Below are 24,454 nucleotides of genomic sequence, written 5' to 3' on the forward strand. Positions count from 1 at the left end.
CGATGCTTAAATACAAAAACAATATTATAGGATTAATCCTCATCATGACGTTACTTTTATCGTTTATTCCCCTGGAGCTTTTCAGCTATAGTAGTATTGGCTTAAAGCCAAAGGATCTCTATGAAGACAGAAAAATACCCTTCAAAGAGATTGAACATTTACTGCCACCGGGAACACAGGCTGAAAATAGAAAGGGCTTTAAATTAAACACCACCATCTTTGTAGATAAGGGAATCATTGTCTATGGGAATCATCCTAAAAATTTCAACCCAAGGGAGATAGACTTTAAAAAGGGAACCCAAAACCCATCCGGTAAGGGCTACTATGAGAAGGAAATAAAGGGGGTACTTGAAAGGGGGGAGTACCGCTACCATGGACAGGACTATGAGGGAAACCCCTACACCAATGTTCACTTTAAGGATGATGTGGACTTGGGGATAGACCTATCGGAAAAGGCTTGGATTGGATTCCCTTGGGAGAAAGGATTAGCAAAAGAAAGTAATATGACTCGACGTGCTAATTATGATGAAGATGCAACCTTCCAAAACGACATCAACAAGCTATACTACGATGCCACTAAAGCCACCACTAAAAATCATCAACCCTATCAAATCTTCAATGTCCTTAGCCCTGCCACCTTATTTAATGCAGGGGAGCTGAGGGGATGGCACGTGGCGGATAATATCACCTATTATCAAACCTTTTCAGTGCCTAAAACAGAAAAGAAAATGACCCCCGTTGAAGCAAAGGTCACCATCCAAAACTCCCCCCAAGAGCTGGTGATGGTGGAGGGGCAGAGTGAAGTCACCCTTGAGGTAAAGGTGGAGGGGATCTTAAAGGATGAAGGCTATATCAAGAAGCTTGAGGAATACATCTACTACACTAGAAAGGATATTAAGGAGTTTAAAATTGAACTCATTGGCCACGGGGAAGAAACCATTAAGCTAAAGGGGGCCAATGGGGGATATCATGTCTTTGAAGTCACGGTGGGTCGAAGTCAACTAAATGCTGATTCCCAAATCACCTTTACTGGAAAAGCCACCGCCATCTTTGTTAATGATAAAAGCAGTGGTACCGACAACGACCAAACAACAGTTACCCTCCAGCAACAGGGGAAGGGCTTTGCCGCCAACTTTGATGTGAGGAACTATATATCCTTACCCAATGGCGATATGTACGGTCTTCACCACGTCAATTATCTAGATGGCAGCATTGGTAAGCTGAAAAAGTATGATTATGTCATTGAATCCTACACAACAGGCACATCCCATGCCTTTGGCTATACAGCTTCATCGGTGGATAATGATATCATCGACCAAGCCCTTTTTAACTTTATTAAACCTATTGTAGATGGGAAAACCGAAGAACAGTTTGTCTTTAGGATAGTACAGACCGTCACCCAAACAGATGGACAAACCGACTCCTGCGGGAGGGAAATTCTAATTGACCTAAAAAGTCCTGAAGAACCAGTCCTAGAGTTACCCGAAATCAATATTAATATCCCCGATAGATGGTATGATATTATCCCCCTACCCGTCAGTAATAGCTCTAAAAACATAGATTCCTATTCCATCAAGGTAAACGGAATGCCCGTCAATAGCAATGCCTTTTTAAATGGCAGCTATGTCTTTGGAGCCAGTGACATAGATAGGCTTTACCATATCGAAATCGCCACCAACAGCACAGTGGATTTTGGGGGAGTAGAGCAGGAGGGCTACCTCCATGGGGAACAGAACCTAGAAGGAACCATGACGAAATGGGTATCGGTATACAGTACGAAGCCAAGAGCCCAATACAAGCTAGATGGCAACTATAAGCAAAATAGAAGGCTATCGGCTACCAATACATCCAATGATGCCAACGCTGAATTTGTCTTAAGTAGCTACCCTATTAACAATTATCAATGGAGATATAGAAGCGTAGAAGGGGATATGGACTCCTTTAGATTAAGAGATATCAGTAGCCTATACAAAGAATTTATGTTTAAAGAACCAGGGGTATATGAAGTAGAATTAGTCGTTACCAATACCTTAGGCAGGGTATCAGACCCCTATATCGTTACCTTCCCCATAGCAGAGGATTATGAACCCTCCATTATCTTAAACATATGGAACAATGTATTAGGAAGAAACGAAGCCCTTAATATCCTCCATGATGTAGTCAGTACCGAGGAAGATATCATCACTAAAAACATCATAGAACTATACTATGACCATAATAATGATGGGAATGCTTCACAACTATTAGAAACCTTCACAAATGCCGAGGACTTCTTAGGCTATACCCCTACAAAGCTGGGGACATATAAAGTGGTTAATACAGCAGAAGAAGCCTTTGGACAACCAACCCTAGATGAATATATAACAGCAGAGGATACCGTAAAAAAAGTAGTAGAGAGGGAATTCTATGTAGATAACTTTAGACCCCTAACAGAACTTTATATTGACATACCAATAGTACTACCCGAAATAGATACCTACTTTATGTTGGATAAAAACCTAGACAGGGCAAAGAACGATTATGTTCTCAGTAGTCGGATGGATATCGACAACTACCTAAGGGGGAATAACATCCGCCCAAAGGTAGCCACATGGGATATGCACACCTATGTATATTCCCAACCTGCCAGCACCAGTAGCTTTACTGGCACTTCTTATCCATCATCAACCATAGGCTATAGTAGTGGGGGATATTCGGGGACATTAAATCGGTATTCCGTATCGGATAATGGCTACACCCATGACTTTGGACATTATGAAACAAAAACAGAAAGCCAATCCTTCACAGGAAGCCACACCAATACCACCTATTCTTCAGGAACCGTATCCCCCTATACCTCCAAAAGTAGTAGTAACCCAGCCCCATCCTCCATCTACGTCAGTGGAAATGGGTATTCGGGGTATATTCCTAGAACAGGGACCTCCACCAACTGGACCCATACCGATACCTATTCAGTATCAGGGAATAACTGGAGTTCCAGTGCCTCCTATACCGCCCATTATGCGGGTACCCTAACAAAGTCAGTACAGGTATGGAAATCCAATTTGCAATGGGTAAACCAATATACGGGTCATTACAGTGGTACCATTTACAAACATGTAAGACAGCCCTATACAGACCCCTTTAGAACTTTATCGGATAAATATATTATCTATATCAGTGATGGAAACATATCTGAATTAGCTGATCTACAAATGGTACTCTCTAAAACAGATGCAAAAGTGATATTAATAGGACAAGACATTATAAAAAGTCAGATCCCCCATGAACACTTTATTCTAAACAACAAGCCAATAGATCAGCTAGTCATAGAAGCCCTAGACCATATTGCCACCTCCAACCCCTATGTGGGGCAATACTACGTAGTGGCAGGGGAAGAAACCTTTAACCTATCCCATGGGAGCTATGATGATGAAGGGGATACGATTATTGAAGAAGGCTTCCAATATGTTCAAGACCAACACTACTATGATACCCCCCTAGGGATGGAGAGCTTTGCTAACAGTACCTACTCCGAAACAACTTGGACATCCACGGTACCCACCATATTCAATAAGACGGGGAAGTTTGATATCTATCGGAGAATTAAAGATGAACCCAGCTCCAACCCTTTATTCTCCAGCTACTCCTATTACTCCAATATTCCTAAAATCACAGTCTACTCCCACCGTAGACCCATCGCCCTAGCAGAGTTGGATTGGGATTATGATGTCGGAGAAGACATTTACCTGACAACTTGGGTAGACAAGTCCTTTGACTATGACCATCTAGATAGTAGGGGAGACAAAGGGATCATTGAAAGAAAGGTGCGTTACAGGAGAAATGGTGGGGAATGGATTTACAAAGTCCCCGATAGGTTAAACGAAGGCAGCTATGAGTTGGAATACTACGTCAGGGATGTGGAAAATACTTGGTCCGACACCTTTACATTAAATTTTACCTTAAGTCCAGCACCACCAATTCAGTTTGATGCTAAAGCAAGGGCAAAGGAAACAGCGTTTCATCTTGGAAGCATTCCTGCATCTGAATCTCTAGAAGTCTACGAAGCATGGACCAGATATCCCTTTGATGTAAAGCTGGAGGTAGCATTGTATCAAGGAACTGTCAGACAAACCCCCATCAAAACGATCCAATACAGTTCAACAACAGGAACAAAAGCAGGAAATGACATCCATTGGAACAACATCAGCTATCAAATTCCAGAAACTTTACCGGATGGAGGCTACACCCTGAAGGTATCCGCCATTGGAGAAGGGGGGCAGATCCAACACAAGGATTTTCCAGTTACCGTCCGCACACCTATTAACCTAGTGGTGGAGGATTTACCCGTATTCATAGGAGATACAACAGCAACACTGAAGGGAAAGACTACCAAGTACCCCCATCAAGTGGTGGCGAAGCTCTACTACCAGACCCCCCAAGAAAGTAGTGTGCAAATGAGTGGGACACTTTTGGGTAATCACAAAGATTGGATGCTGCAACACAATGTCCCAACGGATATGGAGGAGGGGTTATACAAAATTGAATTCACCGCCACCACCCCCAATGGCAACAGGGAGACATTATTGTTGACTCATCAATTACTAAGCTTGAAGGTGGAAAACCTACGAATAGGAGCAATCCTAGATTTCAACTGGGAGGAATATTTCCAAACACCAGGAAAAAGACCCACCCCTCTGGCAGTAGAGGGAATCCATGTAAAGGATATGCCTGTATTCAGGAACAAACAACATCAAGGGATTAAATTAGGCTACAGGGTAAAGCTTAAAATTGATACCATTGGACTCCAAGGCCATGGGGATGAAATCAGCATTAAAGCACGGTATTACGCCCTAGATAAAAAGAATGACCTATATGATGCAGAAATTTACGTAGAAACAAAAGAGGGGGACTTTATGAAGATGAAGGAGAGTTCCTATTATAAAACAGCAGGAAATATGACTTTGAATCAAAGCAGTCGAAAACACCATGAGATTTATCCCGAGAAAAGCCATTACAACACATGGGAGTTTGACGTATTCATACCCTACTTTGCAAAGGCAGTAAAAAAAGGAGAAGAATTAGACCTTTTCGATGACAATACCTTTAACCACAGACTATTAATAGCCCTAGATATAAGCGGGATAAAAGCAGATGGCACAATCTATGACTATACCTTAAGGGAAACCCAATGGGGACAGGATGATGGCAAAATCTATGGAGGAAATCTCCCCACAAACATCAATCTGGCAGGAAAGGGAATCAACCACGGAGAGGTATTTTGGTATGATTTAAGGGATACTGCTTTGGATGATGTAGAACTCCAAAGAGGTTGGTAGAAAAAGTCTGTTGAAAATCCCTCATCTTCTGCGTCGCTGCCAATCCTCAGCCCTCTCGCGTATTACTTATACGCCACGACCGCCGAGGATTCTTGCTCCTTGAATCTAAAGAATTTTGAACAGACTTTAGTCTGGTGAGAATCCCTCACCTTCTGCGTCACTGCGAGTCAATCAGCACCCTTGCGTATTACTATATACGCTACAGTCGCTGATTACTCTTGTTTCTTGAATCTGAAAGCTTTTGAACAGGCTGTGTTGTTGAAAATCCCTCATCTTCTGCGTCACTGCAGATCCTCAGCACAAAAAAATGATCCCCTTGTATTTGGGGATCATTCATCGTTATTTTATATACCTGTCATGATGCCAATAGGGGTCAACGCTATAATGCTTATAGATACTTTCGCGGAAATCAGATTGATGTACATTTAAGTAGGGATCCTCATTGAAGCCAGGGGAAGTCTCAAGCTTTTCTTTACTAATATCTACAACCACTTGCTTGTCCACTAAGTCAACTTCAAGACTCTTCCACGGAATTGCGAATAGCTTTCCACCAAAGCCAAGGAATCCTCCGAAGGATAGAATTGCAAAGGTGACATATCCATTATTGCAATCAATAAGTATGTCTTCGATTTTTCCCACTGCTTCTTTTTCACGGCTATAGACAGGGAAACCGATTAGGTTTGTGGCCTTTTCTGCCCCAATAAATTTTTTAGTAGATTCAGTAACAGTCAAATTAATCATCTCCTTTTTATATAGCTACCCAAATAGAGATAAATTAATCGAACTTTTCCTTATTATCGTATAGGATAGCGTTAATCTCCGCTCCTAAGAGCACGATAATACTGCTAATGTAAAGCCAAATGAGTAAAAGGAAAACCCCTCCGATACTGCCATACATATAGGAAAAATTACCGAAATGATTAAAATAGTAGGCAAATAAAAAGGAAATACCCAACCATCCGATAATAGCAAAGGTAGAGCCAGCAATGACGTCCTTAAATTGTATCCTTTTATTTGGGGCATAGCGATACAGGGCGGTAAAAGTGAGCCACATGATGGCAAAGGAAATACCATATCGTATCCATTGCCATATACGAATAAAATACTCTGAAAAGCCTAGGGATTCAAAACCATAAGTAATCCAAGTCTTCCCCAAAACCAAAAGAACTAGGGCAGATAAGATGACCACCACCAGGCCGAAGGTAAATAATAGGGCAAGACCTCTTAATATCCAAAAGGGTCTAGTTTCCTTTTGATCGTAGGATTTATTAATTCCCCGTAGGACAGCCGCCACCCCATTGGATGCTGCCCAAAGGGCACCAATCATACCAAAGGATAGCAAAGTAAGACTTCTTTCATAGACCACCTCCAGTACAACGTCCATGACCATATAATAGGTCTCCAAAGGAAGTAAGTCAGATAAAGTATATAAGGATTCCTCTGTTACAAGGGGTGTATAGGTAATAATCGTAATCAAAGCAATTAAAAATGGAAAAAAGGCAAGAATTAAATAAAAGGTCAGCTGTGCACTTAGGGCTGTAATTTCATCATCCTTAAACCTAGTGTATAATAATTTTAAAAATTCCTTCCATGATTTACGTGACAAATTAAACCCTCCTTTAAATCTGCTGGCGAATTACCTTAGTCTACCATTATTTATTGCCTTATGTTAAGAAAATAGAACACTTAATTAAATATTACCATTAATTGAGATAAAAAAACAAAAAAATCAGACATTCTATAAAATATATCGTAGATAAAGTAGACGAAGGAATAATTAATAAATGAGTAATTCTTAAGAAAATCTTAATGGTTTTGGTTAAATAACTGTAATAATATAAAGAAATGGAGGTAATTTATTATATATGTTGAATTATACTATCACACTGTATTCATAGTTTGAGGAGGTATTTGATGGCTTCACTATATAAAGGATTTATTTTAGGTTTTGTAATGGTTCTTCCCGGCATGAGTGGGGGGACGCTTCTTGTTATATTTGGGATATATGAAAGCTTGATACGGGATTTGGGAAAACTAAATCTAAAACCCTACATACCCTTTGTAGGTGGTGCTATTGGTGGAATTTTTGCCAGCGGATTTCTTTTTGCAATGTTTTTTGAAGCCCATCGAAACCCAACCATTGCCCTCCTTTTAGGCTGTTTATTGGCCTCTATAAGGGCTGTATTAAATGATTGTCCAAAGCTCAATAAAAAATATGTGATTGTTATGGGGCTTGGGCTTTTGTTTGGATACTTCATGGTGGCAGAACCCGTCAATATAGTCAATGCAGGGGACAAAGTAAGCTGGTGGCTTCTTCTGATAGGGGGGGCATTATCCAGTGCAGCGATGATTATCCCTGGGGTACCAGGAAGTTCAGTATTAATCGTGTTAGGAATCTATGATGCAATACTCTTCTACATAAAGGAGATTAGTTTATTACAACTATCCATTTTCGGTATAGGAGGTATTTTGGGAATTGCATTATTGGTAAAACTATTGGAAAAGGTTTATCAGAGCTATAAGGGAGCCATTTCATATTTCTTTGTAGGACTAATTATTGGTTCCTGTAGAGGCTTGATTCCCTCCACGATAAACATAACAATCTTGATGTTGTTTGCTATAGGCTTTGCTTTGGTATGGTGGTGGAGTGGAATAGAAAATAAAGTAGCTGATGAGAAATAGAAAGAGTTTTCAAAAGGAGGAATAGAACATGGCAATTGTAGAGGTATCAGTAGTGCCCATTGGTACAGGAAGTACAAGTGTCAGCGAGTATGTTGCAGCTTGTCATCGGGTATTAAAGGAAGAAACAAGAATCAATTACCAGCTTACACCTATGGCAACGATACTGGAGGGGGATCTAGACCTACTGCTGGAGGTAGTTAGAAAACTTCATGAAGTTCCCTATGGAAAAGGTGCTGAAAGGGTTTATACAACCATACGTATTGATGACCGTAGAGACAAGGATACCAGTATGGAAAGAAAAGTACAGGCGGTAGAAAGCAAGCTATAATATGAGAGGGCTAGAAAAGGGAATGCAATCCCTAGTTCTAGCCCTTTTTTTATCCTTCAGAAGAAAGACTGATATGATAGTTAGGCACTTCCATTAGTATAATAGATTGAATCTCATGTAATATGGAAAACATATTTGATCGATCTTGATATTCCTCAATAAAAGAATATAAATCCTTTACCTTTACCACAGGAATATTGGTATCACTTTCAAATATTGCGTCATGATTATTGATGACAAAGATAGATTGAATAGGAATATACTTAATGTAGTTTTTCTCCAATAAATCCTCGATGATTCTTTGGGTCCTCTTGTGGGGATCTACAGGGTTTTCAATGGTTTTATTAATCGTATCATAGGGGTTAAGTACTTGTGTATAACTCCAAAGCTGGTCATTTTCCATGCCAGATATGGTTCCCTCAAAATCTAGGATTCTAATATTAAAAATCCCTTTTGGAGAAATCACAATATAATCAGAATAGCCTTGCCGATTTGCATCCGATAGTTCGATTGCAGGGAGGATCGAGTACTGTTGTGAATCATTAAATTTTTCTAGCTGTTTTGCTACTTTTTGATGGAGGTGATAGTTCTCACCAAAATAAAGCAAATAAATAATTACTAGGGAAGCCAATAGGACTAACAAGGCCAATAAGTAGCCTCGAAAAGAATTCACCAGTACAAAAGTAAAGCCAGATATCCCCAATAGATATAACCACAGAGGGTCCTTGGAAAAGAGATTTAGTCGCTTGGAGGTAGAGTTATTCTTTTTTTGAGTATTCATATCATCAACTCCTTCCTCATATAAAAGAAATACAGAATTATTATTAACTCTATAATATGCTTAAAATGCATAAAATTACACACTTTCCTTAGGTATATATTTTCATACCCATTTATAAAGATTTTACCCACAAATATATAAACATATATAAAGTATGGAATGTCATTTGTAAAGGAGTTTTTTATGTTTAAAAAACGATAGGAATTATAGTGATGAAACTGCTTCCGCTAATTTTAGGTTTTATTCTTATCTATTTATAATTATACATAGATTCAACCAGAGGAAAGGGGTATCGAATAGCAAAATAAACAAGCTGAATGAAACTATTTTAACTAGTAATAATCAAAGCAAATGAGATGGTACCTAGAAGTGATGGATTAGTTTACAAACTTTCTAGGTATTTTCATTTTTAATTCACAATTGTAAGAAATTGCGTCGAAATATTTGTTAAATTAGAGGGTTATGGGATTATTGGGAGAATAGTATATAAGTATTTAGTTATAACACAATAGAATAGAATATTCTGACTGGAGAGGAAGTAACTCATATGTTTAAGGCAATGTTGCATCATGGGACTTTAATTATGGCAATTTCTTTTATTTTTAGCACCCTAAGTCAGGGCTATTCTTGGTGGGGTAATGGGGATCGGCTAAAAAAGTTCAGTTGGGCTATATCGACACTGGCGGGGATCCTATCGTTTTTACTATTATTAGACCCATTTATAATAAATGGAATGTTTTTTGATTTGAGTAGTACCCCGATACTTTTTATTGGATATCTATTGGGATGGAAATATGGTATGATTTCAGCAGCATTACCCACATGTTATCGATTGTTAATAGGTGGAACAGGTACAGCTGTAGGGGTTGTGATGGGCACCATTATGCCGTTGGTTATTGGAGCCCTTGCTAGAGAAATTGTTAAATCAAAAATCGAACCCTATCAAGTAGTTAGTTTTAAAAATCTTTTAGTGAGCAATCTAGTACTGAGTTTTCTCAAGGCTATTGTTTTTTTATATATGTTGGGTTTGTCAATGCAAGAGTGGAAAATGATTAATGTTAACACGATGATATTCTCAAGTATTTCCCTTTGGGGTATAGTCCTGATGTTTAATGATTTTACTAAAAATAGCATATCACAAAAGGAATTAAGAGAAAGTGAAGCTCGGTTTAAGCAGTTGGTGTCACTGATCCCCGATGGTCTTAGCATTACATATAACAGTGAATATGTTTTTGCAAATAATAACTTAGCAGATATTTTGGGGAAGAGATCACCAGAAGAACTGATTGGCAAAAGGATAGGTGACTTCTTTACAGTGGGGGAAGAGTATAACGAATTAATTACTAATAGAGAAAAACAGGCACGGAGTGGACAAGTAGCTCCTTTCCTCGCCAGACAAATCCGTCGTCATGATGGGGAGATTCTTAACGTAGAGGTGGCTGCGGCTCCCTTCGTGGAAAAAGATGAAAAGTACATACTTTCTATTGTTAGGGATACTACAGCTCAAAAGAAGGCGGATATATTGAAACGAAAATTAGAGGAAACTGAAGCCTTAGATAAATTCAAGACAGAGTTCTTCTCAAATATTTCCCATGAGCTAAAGACACCTCTAAATATCATTTTGGGAACAATTCAGTTGGCAAATGTCTCTTACGATGATGCTTTTGGTTATCAACACTTCCATAAGCATATGGGGATTATGAAGCAAAACTGCTTTAGATTATTAAGATTAATCAACAATCTTATAGATATTACGAGACTTGAGTCAGGTTCTTTGGCAATACAATTACGTAATTACGACATCGTTAAAGTCGTAGAGGATATTACGATATCTGTAGCAAAATACATAGAAAACTATGGAATAGAATTGATTTTTGATACAGAGGTAGAAGAAAAATGCTTGTCCTGTGATGCTGATCAAATGGAGCGGATCATGCTGAATCTTTTATCAAATGCCATTAAGTTTACCAAACCAGGAGGCAGCATTATGGTAAACATGTTGGATCAAGGAGAAAGTATAATGATTTCTGTAAAGGATACAGGTATTGGAATTCCACCAGAAAAGCTGAAAACCATCTTTAATAGATTTCAACAGGTGGAGTCCACCCTAAAGATGAATGCTGGAGGAAGTGGGATAGGACTATCGTTGGTAAAATCCTTAGTAGAAGCCCAAGAAGGTACAATTACCGTAAAGAGTGAATTAAATAAAGGCAGTGAATTTATGATAACCTTACCAGTAAAATTGGGTGAGGCGGTTGAATTAGCCTATGATGAGGTGGCGGCTACGGATCAGTCGAAGATGGTGGAGAGGATTACCATTGAATTCTCTGACATCAACTCGTAGTCTGTTGAAAAGCCATCATCTTCTGCGTCACTGCCAAAGACCCGCATTCTCGCGTATTTCTTATACGCGACGATCGCGGGTCTTTCTTGTTCCTTGAATCTAATAGCTTTTGAACAGACTAGGACGCCTGTTGAAAACACCTCATCTTCTGCGTCACTGCGACTCCTCAGCACCCTTGCGTATTACTGATACGCGGCGTTCGCCGAGGAGTCTTGTTTCTTGAATCTAAAGTGTTTTGAACAGGCTAAGTATTGTGCCTGTTGAAAAGCCATCATCTTCTGCGTCACTGCGAAAGACCCGCATTCTCGCGTATTTCTTATACGCGACGATCGCGGGTCTTTCTTGTTCCTTGAATCTAATAGCTTTTGAACAGACTAAGTATTGTGCCTGTTGAAAAGCCATCATCTTCTGCGTTACTGCGAAAGACCGGCATTCTCACGTATTATTTATACGGTGGAATTGCTGGTCTTTCTTGTATAATATCCTAAAATATACAAAAACTAAAATGAGAACATATGTTTCCAAAAACATCCCTTTATGATACAATTAGGGGATAGTTGAAGGTAGAAGGAGGGGCATCATGGAGCTACAAGAAAAATTGAAAATACTATCGGATTCAGCAAAATATGATGTTTCCTGCTCCTCTAGTGGTAGCAACAGGAAGAATGTAAAAGGGGGGATAGGAAATGCAGCCTACAGTGGTATTTGCCATAGTTGGTCTGATGATGGACGCTGTATATCCCTACTGAAAATTCTTTACTCAAATGAATGCGTGTATGACTGTGTCTATTGTGTGAATCGCGTAACAAATGATGTCCCAAGGGCATCCTTTACTCCGAGGGAAGTAGCGGAACTAACCATTAACTTTTATCGTCGTAACTATATTGAAGGGCTATTTTTAAGCTCTGCCATCGTCAAAAACCCTGATCATACAATGGAGGGATTGACGGAGGTTGTTCGGATTCTTCGAGAAGAACATCGTTTTAATGGTTATATCCATCTAAAGGGGATACCAGGGGCCGATGCAGCTTTAATCACTAAGGCAGGTCATTATGTTGATCGAATGAGTGTCAATATTGAGTTACCCTCAAATGAAGGATTAAAGCTCTTAGCACCCCAGAAAAAGAAGGAAAACATCCTCAGGCCTATGGGACAGATTAATCGACAGATCCTGCAATCAAGGGAAGAGAGAAAAAGATTTAAGGGGGCAAACACCTTTGTGCCTGCGGGGCAAAGTACTCAACTAATGGTTGGAGCCACTAAAGATCATGATTATAAAATATTAAAGCTAACGGAAGGCTTATATAATAGCTACCAGCTAAAGCGGGTTTATTATTCTGCCTATGTACCCGTATTGCAACATCCCAATTTACCTAAATTGATTAACCCACCCACCGTCAGAGAGCATAGACTGTATCAAGCGGATTGGTTGCTGAGGTTCTATGGATTTGAAGCTGGGGAGTTGTTGGATGAAGAAAATCCAAATTTTGATAATCATTTTGACCCTAAAACCGACTGGGCATTAAGAAATATAAATCTGTTTCCAATCGAGATTAATAAAGCCGAGTACGAGATGCTTTTGAGGATACCAGGAATAGGAATAAGGTCTGCCCAACGGATTATTACCGCCAGAAGGATGGCTCCAGTCACCTATGATGGTTTAAAAAAGATAGGTGTCGTAATGAAAAGAGCCCAACACTTTATGACTTGTCAAGGAAAGTACTATGGGGAAGTAGGGATGAGGGTGGGTCTAATTAAACAATTTTTGCTACCGAAGGAAACGAAACCCAAGACCCCTTCATGGCAGGATAGGCAACTTTCATTTTTCACCGACATGGCCCCCTACAGGCAAGAGGCTATTAATTCTATCATCACAGGAGAGTTGTAATATGATGATTTATCTATATGATGGTAGCTTTGAAGGATTATTGACAGCCATATATGAAGCCTACTATCTCAAGGATTCCCCAGAAAAAATGATTGCTGAAACAGATTTTGTACCAAACCTCTTGGACATAACAGTAACAATAGAAACCAATACAGAAAAAGCGGATAAAGTATACAATTCAATAAGAGAAAAGATTTCTCCCCGTAGCTTGAGAAATGTTTATTATGCTTTTTTATCAGAGGACCCAGAGGTAGGTTCTTATATTTACCGCTATCTTCGTTTAGGTTGGAAGATGGGCAAACGCATTGATGAGTATTTATTGGAGGAACGGGTACTGGCGGTTCACCAACTCTGCCAAAAGGTGAATAAAGAAAGGCATCGAATGCTGGGATTAGTTCGATTTCAACAGCTCCAGGGGGATTATTACTATGCAACGATTGATCCCGACCACAACATTTTAGCTTTGATTGCTCCTCATTTTCAAAGCCGTATGGGGGACCAAAGTTGGATGATTCGTGATGAAAAGAGAGACATTGCTGCTGTGTGTTTTAAAGGACAGTGGGTCATTAGGGAGATTGCAAGAGGTTTTATCCCTCGGTTTGATGGAGAAGAAAGTCAGTATCAACACTTGTGGAGAGAATATTTCTCCAGCATCTCCATTGAAGAGCGGTTTAACCCTAGTCTTCAAAAAAAGAATATGCCGAAACGATATTGGAAAAATCTTGTAGAAAAATAAGGTGAGAGTCCTGTCTGAGTATTTACTTTTGTTAATATTATGTTAAAATTAAAATGGAATATAATTGCACTAGTGTAAGGGGGAGCCAGCATGGAGCGTCATGGATTAATCAAATTAAACCAATTTAGGCCCTATCAACAAGTTGTTGTTTTAACCAGTATCACACTGATTAAACTATTGTTTTTTCATCGTTTCATAGGAATTACCCAAAAATACTGGGTAATTTCTTTGTTAAATGGATTAACGATATTTGGAATATATTATCTAATCAACTCAATAGATCATCCAAAGAAAAACAAGTTCCTATTTTTTGCTCATTTTATAGTTTCATGTTTGTTGTTTGCCAACACCATGTATTTTAGTCATTTCTTCACCCTAATGCCGATTCATATATTTTATCAGATAAAGCACCTGAAGGGGGTATCTGATAGTGTAAGGAATCTATTGAACTTTAAGTACATGTTATTTTTTGTTGATGTGCTACTAATATGGATTTATCAAAAAAAGATAGTTTGGCAGAGCCGTCCGCTGCAGGGAAGGAGGAGGCTGAAACGTTATTTAGTATTGTCCTTAATTGTTCTGGTGGTATGGGGAGGGACCCAAACTCTTTATAGTAATGTTACTGGATACTATACACCTTTGAACTTGGGTGTATTCAATTATCATATATATGATATAGCTAACTTTGTTATGGGAAAAGTACCGGAAGAAGAAGTAGAGGCCACTTGGACAGATGTACTGGAGGAAGAGAAATCTCCTCAAGAGCTGCCAAAACACCTCGGTGTGGCTGAAGGGCGAAATGTTATCATGATTCAAGCAGAGTCTTTACAGAGTTTTGTTCTAAATAGACAGGTCAATGGTCAATGGATTACACCAGTCTTAAATCAATTAATGAAGGATTCCCTATATTTTTCTAGGTACTATGAGCAAGTGGGGTGGGGAAATACCTCCGATGCAGAGTTTGTTTCCCAAACAGGTTATCATGCCTCTATCAAAAACTTTAGCTTTAAGCAGTACGAAGGGAAATCCCTAGTTACCTTACCAAAGGTACTAAAGGAGCAGGGTTATGGAACAATGGTGTTCCATGGTAACGACGCGGACTTTTGGAACCGTGATGACTTCTATCCTTTTCTAGGGGTGGACGAATTTTATAGTAAAGAAAGACTTGAGGAAGAAGAATTAATAGGAATGGGTATTGGAGACAAATCTTTATTTAAACAAGCGATACCCCATTTGAAATTAGTTAAAAAGCCCTTCTATTCCTTCTTTATAACCCTTACATCCCATTACCCCTATGAGATGGAGGGAGAATTCAAATATATAGATGTAGGGGAAACCTACTGCGAAACTGTAGTAGGAAATTACTTTGAATCCGTAAGATATTTAGATACAGCTATCGGAGAATTAATTCAATCCCTTAAGGATGAAGAACTATATGAGGATTCTATCATTATAATCTACGGAGATCATCATGGTTTAAAGGTCGGGAATGAAGAAACTTCAGAATATATGAATACATTTCTAGGAAAAGAATATAGTGAAGAAGAAATGTTGAGGGTACCTTTAATTATTCATGTCCCCAATAGTGACCTAAAAGAGGAAATTGACAACGTAGGAGGACAAGTAGACCTATTTCCTACATTAGCTAACTTACTGGGGATGGACATGCAGGATTATCAGTTTATAGGAAAGGACCTGCTAAATACTGACGACAACTTTGCAGTAAATATGGTGCACACAGCCAGGGGCTCCTTTATCAAAGATGATTATATATTCACCATGTCTAAGGATGGATTATTTGAGAATAGTAAAGCATGGAATGTATTCACGGGTGCAGAAGTGGATGTTCATAGGGCAGATGTAAGAGATGGCTATGATAGAGCTCTAGCAGAAATCGAGCTTTCGGAATATATCTTAGAAAATGAATTGTTTCCCAAAATACAAGAAGAAGATTATGAAGTAGATGATACAGAAGTAGAGGATAAAACAGAGATAGAGCCAGAGGTACAAGAAGAACAAGAAGAACAAGAAGAACAAGAAGAACAAGAAGAACAAGAAGAAGATACTGTAAAACCTATAGAAGAATCACAAAAACAGGATTCAAAAGGAAATTAATTTATATCAAAATCAAAATAATGAAGACCTTCACTGGGGAATGCGGTGAAGGTCTTTTAGGTAGGGTAAAATTTTAGATTGCAATAAAAAAGCACCGTTGAAAGATCAACAGTGCTTTAAAATCATTTTTAGCTAAAGAATACACCTTGAACAAAGATTACTGCAATTGCGATTGGAGCAACATACTTAATAACAAAGCCCCATACATGCATTAAACCAAACTTAACTTTTCCGTCGTTAGTAACTTCCTTGTAGGCATTGTCAAGACCCCATACCCAACCGATGAAGATACATAGTAATAGACCACCTAAAGGCATCATCACGTTCTCAGCTAAGAAGCTCATACTGTCAAGAATATCTTTTCCACCGATTAATTTAATGTTACTCCAAACACCAAGTCCTAAGGATGATGGAATACCCATTAAGAAAATTAAGATACCAAAGATTAAGCTTGCCTTCTTACGTTCCCAATTCATTTCGTCTACTACATATGAAACAACAACCTCTAGTAATGAGATAGAAGAAGTTAAAGCAGCAAACAATACAAGTACGAAGAAGATAATCGCAAAGATTGAACCTAAAGGCATTTGTGAGAATACTGCTGGTAAAGTAATGAAAAGTAATCCAGGACCACCTGATGGGTCAAATCCGAAGGCAAATACGGCTGGAAGAACAGTTAAACCAGCGATTAAAGCAACTGCTGTATCAATTAAAGGAATTTGGAAAGAACTTTCTACTAAGTTCTCATCCTTGCTTAAATAACTTCCGTAGGTGATCATTGTACCCATACCTAAGCTTAGGGAGAAGAATACCTGACCTAGGGCTGCTAATATTGTACCACCAGAGATTGCAGAGAAGTCTGGTTTAAGCATAAACTTAACCCCTTCCATTGCACCTGGTAATGTCATGGAACGAACCATCACTAAAGTCATCATAATAAATAGCGCAGGCATAAGAATTTTAGAATACTTCTCAATACCACCTTTAATACCACCGAAAACGATACCAAGAGTAAGAATCATGAATAGTGCATGATAAATTAGTGGCTCAGCGGGGCTAGTAATGAAGTTAACGAATATTCCCTCGAATGCCGTTGCCTCAACACCAGCAAATGCACCTGTAATTCCTTTTACGATATACTTAATTACCCAACCACCGATGACACTGTAGAAAGAAAGAATGATAAAACCAGCCAGTACTCCGATACTTCCGACCCAAGCCCACTTAGCCTTAAGCTTTCGATAAGCACCAACGGGACTCAGTTGAGTGTGTCTACCGATAGTTAACTCTGCCATCATTAAAGTAAAACCAACAATAATTAACATTGCAAAATAAATTAATACGAAAGCTCCACCACCATTTTTTCCTGCCATGTAAGGGAACTTCCAGATGTTACCTAAACCTACTGCGGAACCGGCAGCTGCAAGTAAGAACCCTATCTTAGATCCCCACTGTTCCCGCTCTTTTTTTTCATTTAGATTTGTGTTTAAATTCATTTTATTCTCCCCTTTCTAGAATGAAAAATTAAATCAAAATTCTAAATATTCTATCAATTCACCTCCCAAAAATGACAAGTAAAGGAAGTCATAAAAAATACATGAAAAAAATAAGAAAATTTATACTATTTATATTTCATAATTATACAGTGGAGGACTAGGTTATGCAAGTGTTATTTTTTTGACAATTCAGACTATGGATCTAGCATTATTTATGTAAATATTGAAGTTTCAATGGATTATAGGGAGTTTTATCTGAAATTTATTACTTAAAAAATTTTCAATAGTATAAAAAAATTTTAATTTTATGATTAAGGATTTTAAAAAGTGAATATTAGTTCCCGAATTTTACTCTTAAACATCATTAGTAATGATATTAATAATTAAATCCAGTCAAATTTTATGAATAGATTAATATATCATTGTTCAGTAGAATAGATACATATAAAAGTAGCGTTAATAGTAATCTACAATAGGGATAATAATAATATAGAAGGGTCAAAAAGTATTCTTAGTGGACCCACTAGTCATAGATTTATAGGGGTAAATATGGTATATTTTAATAATCTACTAAAATAGCAATAAATCTACTGAGTGGACCGATGGATAAACGCAAAATTTATATATAATGAGGAGGAAATCGTTATGAAGTTTTTTATTGATACTGCCAATGTTGAAGAAATAAGAGAAATTGCAGAATGGGGAATTATTGATGGGGTTACAACAAACCCCTCCTTGATTGCTAAAGAAGGCAGAGATTTCAAAACAGTCATTGGGGAAATCGTACAAATCGTTAATGGCCCCATCAGTGCAGAAGTAGTGAGCTTAACTGCTAAAGAAATGCTACAGGAGGCAGAGGACCTTGTGTCGATTCATCCTAATATAGTCATCAAGGTTCCTATGACGGAGGAAGGCTTAAAAGCTGTTAAGGAGTTCTCCCGTAATGGAATCAAGACGAATGTTACTCTAGTATTTTCAGCTACACAGGCCCTAATGGCGGCAAAGGCAGGTGCTACTTATGTAAGTCCCTTTGTTGGAAGATTAGATGATATTGGTCATACGGGAATGGATTTAATCAAAGAAATCGTTGCTATATTTGCCATCCATAACATATCGACCCAGGTACTGGCGGCAAGTATTAGACACAACCTTCATGTAACGGAAGCAGCTAAGGCTGGGGCAGATGTTGCAACAATTCCCTACAAGATTTTTAAGCAAATGGTTCAACATCCCCTTACTGATATTGGGATTGAGAAGTTCTTGCAAGACTGGGAGCGAGCCATCAAGTAGCCGAGTTGAAAAGCCATCATCTTCTTCGTCACTGCAAAGAACTAGCACCCTCACGTATTATTTATACGCTACGGTCGCTAGTTCTTTTTACTCCTTGAATCTGAAGACTTTTGAACTCGGCTACGCCGTCTGTTGAAAAGCCATCATCTTCTGCGTCACTGCAAATCCTCAGCACCCTTGCGTATTACTTATACGCGGCGTTCGCTGAGGATTCTTGTTCCTTGAATCTAAGGACTTTTGAACAGGCTTATGTCGTTAAAAAGCCATCATCTTCTTCTTCACTGCAAAGAACTAGCACCCTCACGTATTATTTATACGCTACGGTCGCTAGTTCTTTTTGGTCCTTGAATCTAAAGACTTTTGAACTCGGCTACGCCGTCTGTTGAAAAGCCATCATCTTCTTCGTCACTTTATCCTTTTTTTCTTGTACTTTTATATAACAGACCTTGAGAAAATCCTTAGATTTAGTATAATAGACATGTAGGCATATAGTGTATACTAAATAATATATATGATACAATATTAGATAGATTGGCAAAATTGCTTAAGGAGGAAAAGTTAATATGGATAGAGACTTGGCTATGGAATTGGTAAGGGTAACGGAAACTGCTGCATTGGCGGCTGTAGGATATATGGGCAGAGGGGACAAGATTGCCGCTGACCAAGCAGCTGTAGACGGTATGAGAAAAGCCTTTTCTAGCCTTTCCATCTGCGGTACAGTAGTAATTGGTGAAGGAGAACTGGATGAAGCTCCTATGCTTTATATTGGAGAAAAAGTAGGATGTGGAGAAGAAGGTACTAGTGAGGTTGATATTGCAGTAGACCCTTTAGAAGGAACAACATTAATCGCAAAAGGATTACCAAATGCAATTGCAGTAGTGGCGATGGCTCCCAAGGGATGCTTGTTACATGCACCAGATACATACATGCATAAAATTGCCGTAGGGCCAAAAGCGAAGGGCAAGATTAATATCAAGGCATCTGTTACTGAGAATCTTGTGGCAGTATCGGAGGCATTAAATAAAAATATTGAAGATTTAACAGTAATCGTACAGGATCGACCCCGTCATGCTGAGTTCATCAAAGAAATTCGAGCAGCAGGAGCAAGAATCAAGCTTTTCAGTGATGGAGACGTTGCGGCGGCAATCGCTACTGGATTCGAAGATACAGGTGTAGATATTATGATCGGAATAGGTGGAGCACCTGAGGGCGTAATCGCTGCTGCTGCCCTAAAGGCAATGGGGGGAGATATGCAGGGTATCCTTCATCCTATGAGCCCTGAGGAAGTAGAAAGATGTAAGCAATTAGGATTAGAAAATGATGAAGATATCTACAAAGTGTTACAACTTGATGATTTAGTAAAGGGAGAAGATTGTCTTTTCGCTGCTACTGGCATCACCCAAGGGGATCTGCTAAAGGGAGTAGTCCACAAGGGTAATGGTATGGCAGAAACCCACTCAGTAGTAATGAGGGGAGAGACGGGTACTATTCGGTTTGTAGAAGCCCTTCATCGATTAGATAAGACTAATGTATTACAAGAAGTATTAGAAAAACATAGCCAAGCATAAGAAAATAGAATGGGGTGAAAAAATGGATCGTAATTTAGCTATCAACTTAGTAAGAGTAACAGAAGCAGCGGCTTTAGGTGCTGCAAAGCATATGGGTAGAGGCGATAAGATTGCAGCCGACCAAGCTGGTGTAGATGGTATGAGAAAAATGTTTGACACCATTAATATAGAAGGAACTGTCGTAATTGGTGAAGGGGAAATGGACGAAGCACCTATGCTTTACATTGGAGAAGTAGTTGGTAATGGTGGGATTAAAGTAGACATTGCAGTTGACCCTGTAGAGGGAACAAATTCAGTGGCAAAGGGACTTCCAAATTCCATTGCTGTTGTGGCGATGGCTCCAAGGGGGTGCCTATTGAATGCGCCTGATATGTATATGGATAAAATTGCTGTTGGACCAAAGGCAGCAGGTAGAATTCATTTAGATGCACCAATCCACAAAAACTTAAAGGCTACAGCAGAAGCCCTTAACAAAAGCATTACAGACTTGACAGTAACAATGCTGGATAGACCAAGACATGAAGATTTGATTCGTCAATGTAGAGAAGCTGGTGCAAGAATCAAGCTGTTTAAGGATGGAGATGTGGCGGCGGCTATGGCGACATGCTTCCCAGATACCGGGGTAGACATGTTGGTTGGTATTGGTGGGGCACCAGAGGGTGTTATTGCGGCTGCTGCTCTAAAGTGTATGGGGGGAGAATTTCAAGGAAAGCTAATCGCCTATGAAGATCAAGAAAGAGAAAGATGTATAAAAATGGGTATAGATGTCCATAAAGTATTATATATGGAAGATTTAATTAAGGGAAATGAAGTATACTTTGCAGCCACTGGTATCTCTGATGGCGAGTTATTAAAGGGCGTTGTATTCAGTGGTCAGGGTATTGCTAAGACCCACTCAGTGGTAATGAGATCAGAAACAGGAACGATTCGTTTTGTAGAGGCCATCCATAAGCTAAATAAAAAGCCTAAGTACGCCTATTAGATGAAATATAGTCTAGTGTGGTATTGACTATAGGGCCAGTAAATGGTAGAATTTGAATAATTAAGGGGCAGAGTTCGTTTTGTCCCTTCCATAAATTAGTTTTATTTTGGAGGTGGTTTATTGAATATTGAAGCATTAGAGGAAATGAAGCTTCAGGAGATTAGAGACATTGCTAAAGGTATGGGAATGAAATATGTGACTAAACATAAAAAAGATGAAATAGTCCAGTGGATTAAGGATAATTATAAACCGATAATAGACGAAGGAACTAGTGGGTCTATCGTAAAAGAAGAAGCCCCAAAAGAGCAGGTACAAAAGCCTGCAAATCCAAGAACTAAGAACCAAGGGTTGCCTGAACATCTTTCAGATGAAATACCTGCTGGCGAAGAAGTAAATATCGCTGAAGGGATTTTAGAAATCCATACTGATGGTTATGGTTTTTTAAGGAGAGAAAACTACCTTTCCAGTGATGATGATATCTATATATCCCCATCCCAAATTAGAAGATTCAACATGAGAACAGGCGACAAAATAACTGGAATCACAAGACCACCTAAAAGTGGGGAAAAATTCAAAGCCCTTCTCTATGTCAAAAAGATCAATGGAGTAGATCCAGAGTCAGCTACTAAAAGACCTAATTTTGAAGTGCTCACCCCTATTTATCCCAATGAGAGAATTAACTTAGAACTGAATAGTACCGAACTTTCTACCCGTTTAATCGACTTAATCGCCCCAATAGGTAAAGGTCAGAGGGGTATGATTGTTGCACCTCCAAAGGCTGGTAAGACCATCTTGCTACAGAAAATAGCCAATAGTATTGCTACAAATTATCCTGATATGGATATTATCGTACTGCTAATTGATGAAAGACCTGAGGAAGTAACTGATATGCAACGATCCATTAAGGGGGATGTGGTTTATTCCACCTTTGATGAGTTGCCTAGCCATCATATTAAAGTAGCGGAGATGGTATTAAACCGTGCCCAAAGACTAGTAGAGCATGGGAGAGATGTTGTGATATTGTTAGATAGTATCACAAGATTAGCCAGAGCCTACAACTTGACGATTCCCCCTACAGGAAGAACCCTATCTGGAGGATTGGACCCAGGAGCACTGCACAAACCTAAGCGATTCTTTGGAGCTGCAAGAAATCTTGAGGAGGCAGGTAGCCTTACGATTATCGCAACTGCCCTAATCGAAACAGGCAGTAGAATGGATGATGTCATCTTTGAAGAATTCAAGGGAACTGGTAATATGGAGCTTCACTTAGATCGAAAATTATCAGAAAAACGTATTTTTCCAGCTATTGATGTAAATAAATCCGGCACAAGAAGAGAAGAATTATTATTAAGCCAGGGGGAATTAGAAACGATATGGAGTGTTAGAAGGGCTCTAGGAAATAGCTCTGTTCAAGATGTCACTGAAAAGATTGTCAGCTCCTTGATGGAAACGAAAAATAATCTTGAATTTGTAGAAATGTTTAAGAAACGGATTTGATATAATTTGATGTTGCACCTGTTTGGTATGTATGCTATAATGTAATAGTTAATTTGCCTGTTGGCAATAGTATTAGTGCTAAATACAATTTACTTAATTGTAGAGATATATAAGCGCAATGGAAAGAAGAGGTGAAGACAATGAAAAAGGATATTCATCCAGAGGTTAATGAGATAGAAGTACACTGTGCTTGTGGCAACAGCTTCAAGAGTATCTCAACTAAGAAGGAACTTAGAGTAGAAATTTGCTCAGAATGCCATCCTTTCTATACTGGTAAGCAAAAAACAGTTGAAAAAGGTGGACGTGTTGAGAAGTTCAACAAGAAATTCGGTATGTAATCATTTACTAAGAAAAGAATTTATCAAGGTTGGAAGAAAACTTCTGACCTTGATTTTTTTCGTAGACTATTAGTCTCAATTAATGACAAACGAGAAAACCTACTTTATTATTAAGCTGTTTTAAACTATAATTAATTGTAGTAAAGCTGAGGGAGGAAAATATAGTGGTCGACATTATGGAATATTCAAAGATTGGCAGTATAGAAATTATTGTAGGTCCTATGTATGCTGGTAAAAGTGAAGAACTTATTAGACGGATCAACCGTGCCCAGATAGCAGAATTAAAAGTTTTGGCCTTTAAGCCCAAAATCGATCAGAGATATTCCAGTGACTGTATAGCTTCCCATAACGGAAAGCAAACCCCCTGTATACCAATCGAAACAACTGATGCAATGCTGGAGATTATAGAGAAAGAAGAATTTGATGTCCTTGCAATAGATGAAATACAGTTTTTTGATGAAAAAATTATAGAAGCCTGTCAAAGGGTGGCAGATCAAGGAAAACGGGTAATCTGCTCTGGTCTTGACATGGATTTCAAAGCGGAACCCTTTAAGATTGTACCAGCAATGATGGCAATCGCAGAGCATGTCATGAAGCTGACAGCCATCTGCATGGTGTGTAAGGACCCAGCCACTAGAACCCAACGTCTAGTAAATGGACAACCTGCAAAATATACAGATCCCATTATCCTAGTAGGGGCAAAGGAAGCCTATGAGGCAAGATGTCGTAAGTGTCATGAGATTGTAAAGCGATAAATGACTAAAATAATAAAAGACTAAAGGAATTATACTAAGAACACTACTAAAAAAATAGTTTTGAAATGAAAACCTTAAAATATGATAGATAAAGTACTTAGCATTAAAACTTATTGTTAAACTGTAGTGACCTCTGAGGATGATCTTGGGGGTCTTTTGTTTTGGCATTAAATCAATCATTGTCAAAAGAGATTAAAACACTTTGAAATATAAAAGACTAAATTACTAAGTAACTATAAAGGAATAGCAATAGAGAAAAGGATTGACAAATACTTCACCAGATAATATTATATTATTATGAACACATACTCATATGGGTATATATACATATGAAAG

At 38.7% G+C, this 24,454-nt stretch carries 17 protein-coding genes; 13 read left to right on the forward strand and 4 right to left on the reverse strand.

Going from position 1 to position 24,454, the window contains the following annotated elements:
* Positions 1 to 2 precede the first annotated feature (2 nt).
* On the forward strand, positions 3 to 5,318 hold the full coding sequence (locus tag JOC73_RS07965) for an Athe_2463 domain-containing protein (protein ID WP_204401868.1): 5,316 nt from the start codon (positions 3 to 5) through the stop codon (positions 5,316 to 5,318).
* A gap of 339 nt (positions 5,319 to 5,657) precedes the next feature.
* Here JOC73_RS07965 and JOC73_RS07970 read toward each other — a convergent pair whose 3' ends face one another.
* Both JOC73_RS07970 and JOC73_RS07975 read right to left on the reverse strand, forming a co-directional pair.
* Positions 5,658 to 6,050 (reverse strand): PRC-barrel domain-containing protein, encoded by a 393-nt coding sequence (locus JOC73_RS07970; protein ID WP_204401870.1) that lies wholly within the window; start codon positions 6,048 to 6,050, stop codon positions 5,658 to 5,660.
* A 43-nt stretch (positions 6,051 to 6,093) separates the two neighbouring features.
* Positions 6,094 to 6,924 carry a YihY/virulence factor BrkB family protein gene (locus JOC73_RS07975; protein ID WP_204401871.1) on the reverse strand — a complete coding sequence of 277 codons (831 nt, stop codon included), beginning with the start codon at positions 6,922 to 6,924 and terminating at the stop codon, positions 6,094 to 6,096.
* Between the two features lie 308 nt (positions 6,925 to 7,232).
* On the opposite strand from JOC73_RS07975, the gene JOC73_RS07980 reads away from it, so the two are divergent.
* Both JOC73_RS07980 and JOC73_RS07985 read left to right on the forward strand, forming a co-directional pair.
* Positions 7,233 to 8,000 (forward strand): undecaprenyl phosphate translocase family protein, encoded by a 768-nt coding sequence (locus JOC73_RS07980; RefSeq protein WP_204401873.1) that lies wholly within the window; start codon positions 7,233 to 7,235, stop codon positions 7,998 to 8,000.
* A 28-nt stretch (positions 8,001 to 8,028) separates the two neighbouring features.
* Positions 8,029 to 8,328, forward strand: a complete 300-nt coding sequence (locus JOC73_RS07985; protein WP_204401875.1) for an MTH1187 family thiamine-binding protein — start codon at positions 8,029 to 8,031, stop codon at positions 8,326 to 8,328.
* 49 nt (positions 8,329 to 8,377) lie between these two features.
* Here JOC73_RS07985 and JOC73_RS07990 read toward each other — a convergent pair whose 3' ends face one another.
* Positions 8,378 to 9,109 (reverse strand): nuclease-related domain-containing protein, encoded by a 732-nt coding sequence (locus tag JOC73_RS07990; protein WP_204401877.1) that lies wholly within the window; start codon positions 9,107 to 9,109, stop codon positions 8,378 to 8,380.
* Positions 9,110 to 9,656: 547 nt separating this feature from the next.
* On the opposite strand from JOC73_RS07990, the gene JOC73_RS07995 reads away from it, so the two are divergent.
* From JOC73_RS07995 to JOC73_RS08010, 4 genes are all read left to right on the forward strand, one after another.
* Complete coding sequence (locus tag JOC73_RS07995) at positions 9,657 to 11,453, forward strand: ATP-binding protein (RefSeq protein WP_204401879.1); 1,797 nt, start codon at positions 9,657 to 9,659, stop codon at positions 11,451 to 11,453.
* A 580-nt stretch (positions 11,454 to 12,033) separates the two neighbouring features.
* Entirely contained in the window at positions 12,034 to 13,341 is a 1,308-nt protein-coding gene (locus tag JOC73_RS08000; RefSeq protein ID WP_204401881.1) for a putative DNA modification/repair radical SAM protein, read from the forward strand.
* A 1-nt stretch (position 13,342) separates the two neighbouring features.
* A complete protein-coding gene (locus JOC73_RS08005) occupies positions 13,343 to 14,077 on the forward strand; it encodes a TIGR03915 family putative DNA repair protein (protein ID WP_204401883.1) in 735 nt (244 codons plus the stop codon).
* 90 nt (positions 14,078 to 14,167) lie between these two features.
* A complete protein-coding gene (locus JOC73_RS08010) occupies positions 14,168 to 16,192 on the forward strand; it encodes an LTA synthase family protein (protein ID WP_204401885.1) in 2,025 nt (674 codons plus the stop codon).
* A gap of 128 nt (positions 16,193 to 16,320) precedes the next feature.
* Here the strand turns inward: JOC73_RS08010 and JOC73_RS08015 are convergent, their stop codons facing one another.
* The gene (locus JOC73_RS08015) at positions 16,321 to 17,688 is read right to left on the reverse strand and encodes a sodium-dependent transporter (protein WP_204401887.1); all 1,368 of its coding nucleotides are present in this window, start codon (positions 17,686 to 17,688) and stop codon (positions 16,321 to 16,323) included.
* Between the two features lie 645 nt (positions 17,689 to 18,333).
* Between JOC73_RS08015 and fsa the strand changes: the two genes are divergently transcribed.
* The 6 genes from fsa (at position 18,334) to JOC73_RS08045 (ending at position 24,118) form a co-directional block, all read left to right on the forward strand.
* On the forward strand, positions 18,334 to 18,978 hold the full coding sequence (gene fsa, locus JOC73_RS08020; protein WP_204401889.1) for a fructose-6-phosphate aldolase: 645 nt from the start codon (positions 18,334 to 18,336) through the stop codon (positions 18,976 to 18,978).
* Positions 18,979 to 19,541: 563 nt separating this feature from the next.
* Positions 19,542 to 20,546: a class II fructose-bisphosphatase gene (gene glpX / locus JOC73_RS08025; RefSeq protein WP_204401891.1), complete on the forward strand. Its 1,005-nt coding sequence runs from the start codon at positions 19,542 to 19,544 to the stop codon at positions 20,544 to 20,546.
* 22 nt (positions 20,547 to 20,568) lie between these two features.
* On the forward strand, positions 20,569 to 21,528 hold the full coding sequence (gene glpX / locus JOC73_RS08030; RefSeq protein ID WP_204401893.1) for a class II fructose-bisphosphatase: 960 nt from the start codon (positions 20,569 to 20,571) through the stop codon (positions 21,526 to 21,528).
* A 120-nt stretch (positions 21,529 to 21,648) separates the two neighbouring features.
* A complete protein-coding gene (gene rho / locus JOC73_RS08035) occupies positions 21,649 to 23,025 on the forward strand; it encodes a transcription termination factor Rho (RefSeq protein ID WP_204401895.1) in 1,377 nt (458 codons plus the stop codon).
* A 140-nt stretch (positions 23,026 to 23,165) separates the two neighbouring features.
* Positions 23,166 to 23,363 carry a 50S ribosomal protein L31 gene (gene rpmE, locus JOC73_RS08040; RefSeq protein WP_204401897.1) on the forward strand — a complete coding sequence of 66 codons (198 nt, stop codon included), beginning with the start codon at positions 23,166 to 23,168 and terminating at the stop codon, positions 23,361 to 23,363.
* A gap of 164 nt (positions 23,364 to 23,527) precedes the next feature.
* Entirely contained in the window at positions 23,528 to 24,118 is a 591-nt protein-coding gene (locus tag JOC73_RS08045; protein WP_330613142.1) for a thymidine kinase, read from the forward strand.
* Positions 24,119 to 24,454 lie beyond the last annotated feature (336 nt).

The sequence above is a fragment of the Alkaliphilus hydrothermalis genome, from assembly GCF_016908555.1.
Taxonomy (GTDB): Bacteria; Bacillota; Clostridia; order Peptostreptococcales; family Natronincolaceae; genus Alkaliphilus; species Alkaliphilus hydrothermalis.